Genomic DNA, 11,398 nt, shown 5'->3' with positions numbered 1-11,398 from the left:
GGAAACGTGTGGCATGGATGCCACACTCATGAATTCAATACTTACTAAAATCTATTTTAAATTTTGGCTTCAAGGACGAATTTTAGTAATAGAAAAATGATTTATGAAAGAAGTCTACTGTAACGATATTAAATTTGCACGTTACTTCCTTCGTTCTATTACAGCTTCCAACTGCTCTAATTGCCTTTCATTTTTTATGGGATGATAAAGCTCTGTGGCAATTGTAAATATACCAATCCTGTATTGCTCTAATACCAATTCATTCAGGCTTGGACAGATATAAAATATACCATTGACTGAGGCATCTTTTCGAATCATATTTTTTGCAGCTTTTACAAACATTGAACCTCTAGCGAACCAATAAAAGCCAACAGTTGCATGCCTACTAATAGGTCTTTTCTCAGCCGCTTCAACAACCAATTCATCTTGAATTTTCACATAAGAATAACGTGGATGGATAGAATTAAAACTCACCACACCAGCATCCAAATTTCTTTGACGAAAATTTTGCAAAGGAAGCGCAAAATCAATATCAATCAATTCATTTCCATTGAGAATTAGCAACTCATCACTATTGTCAATGTATGGTACTGCCAACAGTGCAGTGCATGCCGCTCCTTTAGTATTATTAGAAACCTTTAATACTTCAGCACTCGAAGAAAGCAAACGCACAATATTATCCAAATAATAATCCCGAACATCAGTTTCACGTAGTGCAATAATAAAGTTAACTTTCGAACCAATTGAAACACATTGTTCAATAAGTTTTTGAATTAATGGGACGCCATCAAATTCTGCTAGTGATAAAGGATAATTTTCGTCATGCTTTTGTAAAGCTGTATGTCCAGCAGCTAGAATTAGAACATTCATACTAAACTCTCAATTTGATTAATTTGAGCTTCTATATTGCTTAAATTAACCTCATGAATATCTTTTACCACTAACACATATGCACCAGATGCTCTAGCTGCCTTAATACCATTTTCATTATCTTCAACGATTAAACACTCTTTGGGCATTAGACCTAATTTTTCGATAGAAGTTAAGTAAATTTCTGGGTCTGGTTTTGGTTTTACCACATCACTTGCGGAGACAATTTGATCAAAATAATGAACCAAACTGGATTTTTCCATCATTACCTCAACGGTATTCCTTATAGAATTAGACGCAACAGCGAGCTTAAACCCCTTGGCTTTTAGCCTTGATAGCGCATATTCATGTACAAACCTTGGCTTACACTCAGAATATACTATTTCCATAGTATATATTTGCTTCATTTCATTAATGAATTTATGAAGCTCTTTCGGCAGTCCAGATTCCAGCGAGAGCATTTCAAGTTTTTTACTGGTGGGTAGTCCATCATAAGTAGTTAAATGATCATATCGACTAATTTGATAGCCAAATAATTTTAATGCACGATTTAATGCTTGATAATGCCAATCTTTGGCTTCTATAAGAACACCATCCATATCAAAAATAATCGCTTTTATTTTCATATTGGTACTCTATTATTAAAATAAGCCTCTGCTTCTTTTGGAATATCTGTACACAACATAAGTTGAGTATAATGCGATAAGGAGCTTAGTAAACTCCATAAATAGGTTTTATCCCGACCATGTAGCTCTGAGGAAACGATACAAACTTTTTTTCCCTGAAGTAACAGCTTCTCTATCAAAGCAGAGCTATACCATTCATGTGAGAATGAGTCTAACCATACACCATCGACTTGATCAAACCATACAGGCTCTCGTTCAACCTCACTCATGCGAGTAAATACTGGGACTCCCAATTTTATGTAAGATCGCATATCAGGTATCGACATATCAAAAACAAACCAGTTAGCGCTATGTACATTTTGCATATGCTCTTTTAAAGAATGTGCTAATCCATCAGACTTAATATTTAACGCTAACGGCAAATCACTTTGGCCATAAATATTTAGAAAATCCTTAAATGTCAGTACATCATTTAGTGGCATATCGTGTGAAATAACTAATGTACCATTTTGATCACGTATATCAGTTTCAGTGCCAAACCCTAAATTGAACGAATGAGTAAAGGCAACGATTGTATTTTTTTCATAGGGCTGCCTCCAATAACCACGATGACTTAGAATAATCATGTAATCATTCCTGTTACTTTTTTGGAAATCGGTAAGCTTAAGAAAAGATCCAAATCCTGTGGAATCCCTAGACCATACATACCATGAGCTTCCGAACCTATATTATAAATTCCTATTTTTCGACCTTGCTGAATAAGCCGACTATAAACAGGGGCAACATAGAATTCATTATTTACTCTGTCATTATCCTTAATCATTTTTTCAGCAGCCTCTACAAAATCACACCCACGAGCATAATTATAGATACCAACAGTTGCTTCGTTGGAAATAACCTTTTTTTCAATGACCTCAGATACTAAGTTTTCTTCATTCAACCTAACAAATGACCATTTAGGATCAGTCGCTTTCATCGTCATAATCAAACCATCTAATTGATTTATTTCAAGATAATTTAAATAAGAATCAATACATATATCTACATATTGATCACTATTAGCAATCATTAGTGGGTTAAGATCATCAATGAACTCTTTGGCAGCTAGAACAGTACATGCTGCTCCTTCTGTCTGATTTTCGATTTCTACAACAACAGACGATGGTGCCCATTGGGTCAGTTTTTGAATTAAATTATATTTTTTGACATGCTCTGCTTGACAAATGAAAATGAACCTATGCGGTTGATTTGGTCTTAGATTATTAACAACCAACTGAATCATTGATTTGCCATGTATTTTAATTAATGGTTTAGGAACAACATAGCCTGCTTTAACAAATCGACTACCTGCGCCTGCCATAGGGATTACAATATTAAGCATATATATTCCAAACTATAAAGTAATGATACGATCACACTTTGCCACTGCACTTTCTCTATGTGCAATAATCACCATGGTCATTTTTCCATTTAAACTTTGAATAGCCTCATTCACCGCTCTTTCTGTTTCAGCATCCAAAGCACTAGTGGCTTCATCCATAAAAATGACTTGAGGTTGCTTATAGAGTGCGCGAGCTACCCCCAATCGTTGCCGCTGCCCACCAGACAGTAAAATACCACGCTCCCCAATCATAGTATTATAGCCATATTTTAAATTTTTATTAATAAATTCATCTATTTGAGCAAGTTTTGCTGCATTTTCTACTAATTGTAAATCTATTTGATCTTTAGGGATACCAAAGGCAATATTTTCAGCAACTGTCATATCAGCCAAATAAATAAACTGTGGTACATAACTGACTAAACTTTGCCAACCTTGAACATTACTTTCATTAATGACTTGACCATCAATTTTTAACACACCCGACGTAGGCTGTAATAAACCCAACATAATATCCATTAGCGTGCTTTTCCCAGAACCACTTTTTCCAATAATACCTAAACTGGTATTTTTCTCTATTTTAAGATTAATATTATGTAAAACTGTCTTTTGTAATTGACTTGGGTAAACAAAATCAATATCTGTTAATTCTAAACTATCATTAAAAGTAACAACCTCTACATTCATATCGGACTTTTGATTTTTTGAGTCAAGTGTAAATTCATGAATTACTCCATTTAGTATATGCTCAGAAAATTTATATGTTGTGATTGCACGGTAAATATTTTGCGCTGCAGGTAGCATACGGTACGCCGCTACACCATACAAACCAATAACGGGTAAAATCACCCCAACCCTCTGATCTTGTAAAACCAAAAATATTGCTAAAAGAATTAAACAACCATAACCAATAGTTTCGATAATATGTAATGGGATCTGACCTAAGGATTCTTGTGAAGCTAAATGACGAGCATGTATTCTTGAGTTTTTGTTAAATCGCTCATAATAATAGTCGTGCGCATGATTAACCATGACATCTTTAATACCACCAAACACTTCCTGACAACTTTGATATCGCTCCTTATTGGCTTTAGAAAACTCTTGACTTATTTTTTTCATAAACTTCCTTACGATTAAAAACATCAGTGTGTAGAACGTTATGATCACTCCTGCTGTGGTTAATGCCATTAAAGGATTATAAAAAATAAGCAACGCTATCATTGCAACAATAATTAAACCATAAGATAAAATCGCGAGTAATGGTTTAATCACCCCCCAAACAACTTGATCCACATCATTAAGTAAAGTTTTTGTTAAATCCGCGCTATTTCTTTGAATAAAAAAACTATAGTTTTGTTTTAAATAAATATCAAGCAATCGACTAGAAAAATAATGTCGTTGTAAACTTGAGAAACGATTTAAACTAAATTGTGTAATAATTTTTAGAATTGCTGAAAATATTACAATAATCAGTGAAATCCCACCTAAATATACAATAAATTGATTCGTGCTTTTAGCATCTAACAATATATATATTTTTTTTAATAGCGTGTTTTGTTGCACACTTTCTGGATCTGCTAATACTGCTAAAAAAGGCATAATTGAAACAACACCAATAGATTCAATTACTGTCATAAAGACAACTAAAATTGAGACAATTCCCAGTTTTCGCCGATCAAGTGGCGTTAATATTTTCCCAATACTTGACAATGTGCTAATCAAAACATATCTCACTTACTTAAATTACATTATCCTACATATATTACAGTTCATTATAAACAATATAACTTCAAGACATATAACTAATACTTTATTACTACTTAATTCATTTTAAGCATGAATATAATTATTTATTACTATTTTCGAGAACCTCAATATTTTAGACCAAAATTCCAAACTACTATTTTTTAGCCAAATATATTAATGTAGGGATCAATCCGACTATCTTTTTTAAAATCCCTAATGGAAGCCATTTAAAAATAACATATAAACCTTTATAAGATTTCTCATCTCTAACAAAAATATGTAGTGCCTCTATACAATAATTTTTATACGTAAGTTCACTCATGCTAAATAAATTTTCTAATTCATTTTTTTCTAATGGTTCACAATCATAAAAAGCTATATTTCTTATTTTTTTTAAATAGTAAGAACGAATTTTTTTAGGTAACCAACTTAAAAATATTAATTGATAATGTGGTTCAATTAACATCCATCTGTTTGGTACAGCTAAATATAGAATACCACCTGGTTTTAATACACGATTAATTTCATCTAAATGTTCTTGTTGCTGTTGTTTTTCTCCAACATGCTCAATCACATGATTACTAATTACAATATCAAAAAAATTATCGGCATAAGGCAATTTTGTATCAGACACCAGTTGAAAGTTATACCCATCCATAAATTGTCTATTATCCGAAATATCAACAGCAAAGACCTCTTGCTGATAGTGGCTAGCAAAATAAAAAGCTATTCCTCCACTACCTGTACCAACCTCTAATAGCTTATGTTCAGATTTAATTTTCTTTTCAAGCTCAATAATACTTTCTATTTTTTTTGCTTTAGCGAAACGATTTTCAAATACCACGTGTGGCTTTCTGCCAACATTACTGATCATTTTTATTCGCCCTTATACATCAAAGCTGTAATTTGCTCTGAAATTAATCCGAGCAAAAACACCATGATACTGCCTGTATACAATAATGCACTCATGTTCGTAAAGCGTGAAAATTCTTGAAGTGTATAGATATACCATCCTGTAGCTGTCAAAAAAAGTAATAATGCTATAGGGAGGAACAACTTTAATGGTGAATATAAAGTTCCAATTTTAAAAATAATTAAAAAAAATCGAATACTATCTTTAAGTGGATGAATATGACTATTTCCTTGACGTTTTGCAGCATGAATCGGCACATAAGCAACAGAATATCCAGCTCGGAAAAAAGCCATCGTACTCGTGGTTGGGTAAGAAAATCCATTTGGTAATAAATACAAAAATTCGCGGAATTTATCAGCCTTTACAGCTCTAAAACCAGATGTTAAGTCTTCAACTTGATGGCCTGTCATATAACTCGCAAGATGATTATAAAACTTATTTGCAACCCCTCGCCCTACACTTGCTTGTGACCCTTTCTGTCTCGCCCCCACAACCAGATCATAGCCTTGTTCTATCTTTTCTAGTAATAGCGTTATATCTTGTGGATCATGTTGACCATCTGCATCCATAAAAACAATAATGTCACCTGCAGCAGCTCTTGCTCCAGTTTTAATTGCTGCACCATTGCCTTTAGAATATGGGTGGGAGACTACACATGCATCTGCATTTTTTGCAAGCAGAGCTGTTCTATCTGTTGAACCATCATCAACAACAATAATCTCAGCATCTTTATAGAATGTTCTAATTTTAGATACAGTTTCACCTATTGCTAATGCTTCATTTTTTGCAGGCAACACAATACTAATTAACACGAATATTCCCCATAGTTTCGTGATCTTTTTTCAAATCCAATATCAGATTTTGTCTTAAGTGATCAATTTCTTTATCAAAAAATTCTCTTGATCTATTTAACCCTGAGTCTGGCTGCTTACGATATTTTGCTTCAGCAACATCCAATAGCTTTAAAGCTTGCACTCTATAACCATGATTTCCCAGATCCGCAACCATCGCCATAGCCTTATCTATATCTGGTGCTAATTGTATCGCTTGCTCATAATATTTATATCCCGCTTCCGATTGTGCTAAAGCAACAGATAATAAACCCTTTAGCACCAATATCATTGCTTCAATATTTGGAACATCCTTGTATGGTGAATTCCGCTCTATCAATGCATCCAATACATTTAGCATTGGTTTAGCATACGCAGCTGTGTTTTTCTCATTACTAATAATCATCACCGTAATATCACGTGCACGTATCAATGCCTGAGGATCTGAACGATGTTTGGTAATATGCATTTGTAGTTCTGAAAAATCTTCTGTATTCGCTGTTCCCGCTTTAATTTTCTGTTGCAACATTTGAAAAGCTATTAATCCACTTTCTGGATGTTTTTTTAATGCCTGTGTTAACAAATGATGTGCTTCATCATATTGTCCTCGATCTGATAAATATTTAGACATGAAGGCTTGGCCTCGCTCCGAGTTTGGATTATTCTGCGCCCAAAAAAACTCCAATTTATCATTATCTGACCATAAAACAGCTCTTTGCCATGTCATCCAAGCAAATAGCGTTAATATTAATATACTGATAAAAAATACAACCTTAGGTTGTATTTTTTCAGATAATGCACACAATCCCGCAGCCAATGGCAAAAACATAAAAATTGCTGCAATATAGTTTCTGTGCTCAAAATAGAGCTCTAAACCTAATACGGTAGACTCCATCAAATGTGCAGCAAAAAAGAATAAAATAGCTAAAGAAATTAATGGATAACGTTTACGTACAACAAAGCTAGCTATTAGTAAACCTAGTAGAAACAATGCACTGAATAATGTAGAAACGGGTGAGAACCAACCTCTTGAGATATTATAACCATCTTGTAATAAACCAGAACCTTCTATGCGTGGCATCCATAACCAACGTAGATAATCCGTGACGATACGGCCTTCACTCCATAATCTTTCAACTTGATTAAATGAGCGATTCGGCCAAAGATCCTTTGAAAAGTCGATATAGCGAATGAGTAATACAGCAATCGCAACTGATGGTAACCACAAGCATACTGCACGCCATTGCCAAATCGGTTTTCCAACTCGTTGTGGATTACAAAACTCAATGACTAAAATTAGTAAGGGTAATAATGCACCATTTTCTTTACTAAAAGTTGCAAGCACAGTACCTAAGCCAATTGATACGGTCATCAAACCATAAGCCATCAATGGTTTATATTCAATTAATGCTCGTCCTTTTAAATAGCCAATCATTGCAATTAAGCTAAATAACAAAGGCAATTGCGCCATTCGTTGAATGACATATAAGGTTGTTGAAACAAATAAAGGATGTATTAACCACAAACTCGTTGCAAATACCGCAATCCACTCTATTTTTTGCTGGGCATAACCATAACTTCTCAACAGTAGACGTATAACAACAAATAGTAATAATCCACAAAGTAAATGAATATAAAGATTTACTCGTTTAAATGGCTCAGCATTTCCTAACCAACCAACTTCTTCTGTCCAACTGTCTGCATGTAATAAAAAGCTTGCTAAGGCAATCGGTCTTCCTGTTGGCCCTGAACCACCATTAGTAACAAATTTTTCAGCGGCCTCCCAATCATGGGGATCGCCATAATGATTCATTTCAGCAAGGTTATAATAATCGTCAAATAAAAATCCACCTTTTAAACCAGGTTGATAAATGCCGTAGGTTAATAATAAAGTAAATAACAAAGCACCAAATGGTAAGATTTTTTTTAATGTTAATGCTCTATCCATACACCCAACGTAAAAATATTTTAATTTAGCTTATAATAAAAATAGCCCATAAGGGCTATTTTTATATTCGATATTATATAACCATTAAGGCAAGTTGGCTTTCGGTACATATTTATTATCAATATCACCAGCAGACTTAACTAAAGAGCCATTAGCTCCCATACTTAATGTTAATGTTTTACCACCAATTAGAGTAGAAGTTCCTGTAGATCTGTAAGTAATAGCAAATGTACAAGGACCTGTACCACCGCCAATTACCATTGACTGAACATACTTACCACTATAAGTACCTGAACCACAGCTACCATTTTGTAAATTGTCCGATACATCAGTTTTTTTACCACTTGCCATAGACACACCTTCAGTTGCCTGTGAACGAGCAATGTAGTCTTGGTAAGCAGGAATCGCGAAAGCAGCCAAAATACCGATAATCGCTACTACGATCATTAATTCAATAAGAGTAAAACCCTTTTGCATAGATTTCATAACATTCTCCACAAATGTTTTTTGTTTATTTATAAGCTTTGTAAGCTAATTTATATTTAGCACTAACTGTGCCAAAACTGATTATAATAAAATTGACAGAAAAAACAGCACTTTAAAAAAATAAAATTGTTACAACGTAGTTTTAATGTTTTTTTTAGTAAAAAAGTGACACTTTATGTCACTAATCCACTTATTTTCAGCCCAAAATAATCGGTTGATTTGCCAATTCATTATTTTTGTCTTTGACTGATTGTACATAAAACTGATTCAGTACCTCTCCCATGCTTTCAATACCAGTGACTACTGCCAATCTAAACTGTTTTTGAGCCAGTTGAGCAATAATTTTTTGACAAATTTCATCCCAAACGGATTGTTCGGTTGCTTTTTGAATCCCCCGATCAATCACAATCTCAACTTTACGCTCACATAAATTGATATACAGCAGTACGCCACTATTATATTCCGTATCCCATACCCCTAGTTCTGCAAACAGTTGGCGAGCACGCATGCGGGTATTTTGAAAGTATGCCTGATTTACAGGTAGATGACCTTCAATCACCACCTGGATTTCTCCGACATGCCCACACTCAGCCTCAGTAACTGCCTGTGCGATCGCGGTTTGATCTTGTTTGGAAAAATATCGCTTGGTTGCAGGCATATATAAAAAATGCTTCAACCAGCGCTTAAAACTAGGCTGATTCACTTCTTCTGTTTTAGGTTGTGTGACAATTGCTGTCGTATCTGTTGTTGTTACCATGATCCTGATGCTCCTCCTCCACCAAAGCCGCCACCGCCACCACTAAATCCACCGCCGCCGAATCCACCTCCTCGCCCTCCACCACCGCCACGACCGGCAGATGAAAGTACAAGCTGAAAAATGGTTTGTGCAATGGCCGTGATAAGTAAAAAGAAGATTCCCGTCCCAATCAGCAAACTGGTCAGTAGTCCGGCACCATTGACCAGGCCAGCTACCGTACCCGCGACTGCTGCTGTAGAAGCACTTAAAGGTTTACCCACAATAAATGAACCAATAATCCCTGCGATTAAAATAAATAAGGCGGTACTAAAAGTTTTTTCTTTGGCCTGTTGTTCATGCAAGGCCTTTTCTTGTCGTTCCTTCAGCTCCTGTGCTGCATTCGCGGCAACTTCGGGATCCATGTTTAAAATCCGTTCAATTTCAGTCAGACCCGCATCAATTCCTTGTGCATATTGGGCTTGCTTGAAATAAGGGGTGATTTGATTACGGATGATTCGACTCACGACAATATCAGGCAGTACACCTTCCAGACCATATCCGGTTAAAATCTGTATACGCCGATCATTCACCGCAATCGCCATCAGCAGACCATTATCCTGCTTTGCAGATCCGAGTTGCCATTTTTCAGCCACTCGCATGGCAAAATCAAAAATGTCTTCCTGCCCAGTGGTCGGTACGATCACCACACCAATTTGTGCTTTACCCTGCTCATGTAAATTCAGAATACGCTGGCTCAGCGTCTGTTTTTCACTGGCACTTAATAAATTGGCCTGATCAACAATTGGCTCATTTAAAGTCGGCAGTCCACGGATAGATTCATCTTCTGCCATGTCATTGGCAATTTTCGGCTGCTGAGCTGGAGCCACCGCAGACGAAGGTGTTTGCTGCTTTTGATTGGCTTGTTGCTGTTCCTGAATCACCTTCCCTGCAATCACTGCATCTTCGTTATCCGTTGCTGTTGCCACTTCACTTAAAGCAAATGGGCTGGACAAAATTGCACAACACAAAACTAGCAATTGCAAAATGATCGCAAGTGTACTTTTATTTTCTGGAGCAGACATAAGCGCATCCTTTTTATGCAGCCACCCGATTAATCAAATGAAACCTTAGGTGCTGTTTGTGCACTCTGTTCGGCACTGAAATTCGGTTTCGGATCCATGCCGATCACTTTAGCCGTCATCACCTGAGGGAATTGACGTGAATAGGCATTAAAATCTTGAACTGACGCAATATAACGATTACGGGCAACCGCAATACGGTTCTCGGTACCTTCCAGCTGTGCTTGTAAATCACGGAACTGTTCATTGGCTTTTAAGTCTGGATAATTTTCAGAAACAGCGATCAAACGCGACAGCGCACTAGTCATCTGTGCCTGCGCTTCCTGATATTTTTGGAATAATGCCGGATCTTCCAAGACTTGTTTATCAACTTTCAACCCTGCAACATTGGCACGTGCCTGAGTGACTTCAATCAACACCTGTTCTTCATGCTTGGCATAGCCTTTCACCACATTCACCAGATTGGGTACCAGATCAGCCCGACGTTGATACTGGTTCTGAACTTCCGCCCAGGAAGCGGTTACAGCCTCATCCTTCACCTGTAAAGTGTTATAGCCACAGCCTGTTAAAGTCAAAGTACTGGCTAAAGCCAACGTGACAAATGTTTTCTTCATAAAATTCATTGTGCTATTCCTCTATTCTTTATATTTGTTTAAATAATTTTATTGTAAACACATTTACCGATGATTTTGTTTAATTTATTTATTCGAGCTTTATGCCATTTCTATTCCAGAAAATAAAAAAGTCCGATCATTAATCGGGCCAAAGCATTCAAAATGAAGC

General features: G+C 35.8%; 12 protein-coding genes. All 12 read right to left on the bottom strand.

Annotation, left to right across the window (positions count from 1 at the left end; translation table 11 throughout):
* Positions 1–141: 141 nt before the first annotated feature.
* The 12 genes from ACE01R_RS12480 to ACE01R_RS12425 all read right to left on the bottom strand — a co-directional run bounded on the left by ACE01R_RS12480 (position 142) and on the right by ACE01R_RS12425 (position 11,238).
* Complete coding sequence (locus ACE01R_RS12480) at positions 142–870, bottom strand: glycosyltransferase family 2 protein (RefSeq protein WP_395551537.1); 729 nt, start codon at positions 868–870, stop codon at positions 142–144.
* Positions 867–1,496, bottom strand: a complete 630-nt coding sequence (locus tag ACE01R_RS12475) for an HAD family hydrolase (protein ID WP_395551536.1) — start codon at positions 1,494–1,496, stop codon at positions 867–869. The genes ACE01R_RS12480 and ACE01R_RS12475 overlap by 4 nt, the downstream gene beginning before the upstream one ends.
* Positions 1,493–2,122, bottom strand: coding sequence for a phosphodiesterase (locus tag ACE01R_RS12470; protein ID WP_395551535.1), 630 nt, complete (start codon positions 2,120–2,122; stop codon positions 1,493–1,495). Before ACE01R_RS12470 ends, ACE01R_RS12475 begins: the two co-directional genes overlap by 4 nt.
* On the bottom strand, positions 2,119–2,877 hold the full coding sequence (locus tag ACE01R_RS12465) for a glycosyltransferase family 2 protein (protein WP_395551534.1): 759 nt from the start codon (positions 2,875–2,877) through the stop codon (positions 2,119–2,121). Before ACE01R_RS12465 ends, ACE01R_RS12470 begins: the two co-directional genes overlap by 4 nt.
* A gap of 12 nt (positions 2,878–2,889) precedes the next feature.
* A complete protein-coding gene (locus tag ACE01R_RS12460) occupies positions 2,890–4,587 on the bottom strand; it encodes an ABC transporter ATP-binding protein (RefSeq protein WP_395551533.1) in 1,698 nt (565 codons plus the stop codon).
* Positions 4,588–4,777: 190 nt separating this feature from the next.
* Positions 4,778–5,497: a class I SAM-dependent methyltransferase gene (locus tag ACE01R_RS12455; protein ID WP_395551532.1), complete on the bottom strand. Its 720-nt coding sequence runs from the start codon at positions 5,495–5,497 to the stop codon at positions 4,778–4,780.
* A gap of 2 nt (positions 5,498–5,499) precedes the next feature.
* Positions 5,500–6,348 (bottom strand): glycosyltransferase family 2 protein, encoded by an 849-nt coding sequence (locus ACE01R_RS12450; RefSeq protein WP_395551531.1) that lies wholly within the window; start codon positions 6,346–6,348, stop codon positions 5,500–5,502.
* Complete coding sequence (locus tag ACE01R_RS12445; RefSeq protein ID WP_395551530.1) at positions 6,338–8,314, bottom strand: hypothetical protein; 1,977 nt, start codon at positions 8,312–8,314, stop codon at positions 6,338–6,340. The genes ACE01R_RS12450 and ACE01R_RS12445 overlap by 11 nt, the downstream gene beginning before the upstream one ends.
* Before the next feature lie 84 nt (positions 8,315–8,398).
* Positions 8,399–8,791 carry a pilin gene (locus tag ACE01R_RS12440; protein WP_395551540.1) on the bottom strand — a complete coding sequence of 131 codons (393 nt, stop codon included), beginning with the start codon at positions 8,789–8,791 and terminating at the stop codon, positions 8,399–8,401.
* Between the two features lie 205 nt (positions 8,792–8,996).
* The gene (locus ACE01R_RS12435) at positions 8,997–9,557 is read right to left on the bottom strand and encodes a TPM domain-containing protein (protein ID WP_395551527.1); all 561 of its coding nucleotides are present in this window, start codon (positions 9,555–9,557) and stop codon (positions 8,997–8,999) included.
* Positions 9,551–10,618, bottom strand: coding sequence for a TPM domain-containing protein (locus ACE01R_RS12430; RefSeq protein WP_395551526.1), 1,068 nt, complete (start codon positions 10,616–10,618; stop codon positions 9,551–9,553). Before ACE01R_RS12430 ends, ACE01R_RS12435 begins: the two co-directional genes overlap by 7 nt.
* Before the next feature lie 29 nt (positions 10,619–10,647).
* Positions 10,648–11,238, bottom strand: a complete 591-nt coding sequence (locus ACE01R_RS12425; RefSeq protein ID WP_395551525.1) for a LemA family protein — start codon at positions 11,236–11,238, stop codon at positions 10,648–10,650.
* Positions 11,239–11,398 lie beyond the last annotated feature (160 nt).

Source organism: Acinetobacter sp. BSP-28 (genome assembly GCF_044130285.1).
Taxonomy (GTDB): domain Bacteria; phylum Pseudomonadota; class Gammaproteobacteria; order Pseudomonadales; family Moraxellaceae; genus Acinetobacter.
This window is presented reverse-complemented; position numbering and strand designations above follow the sequence as displayed.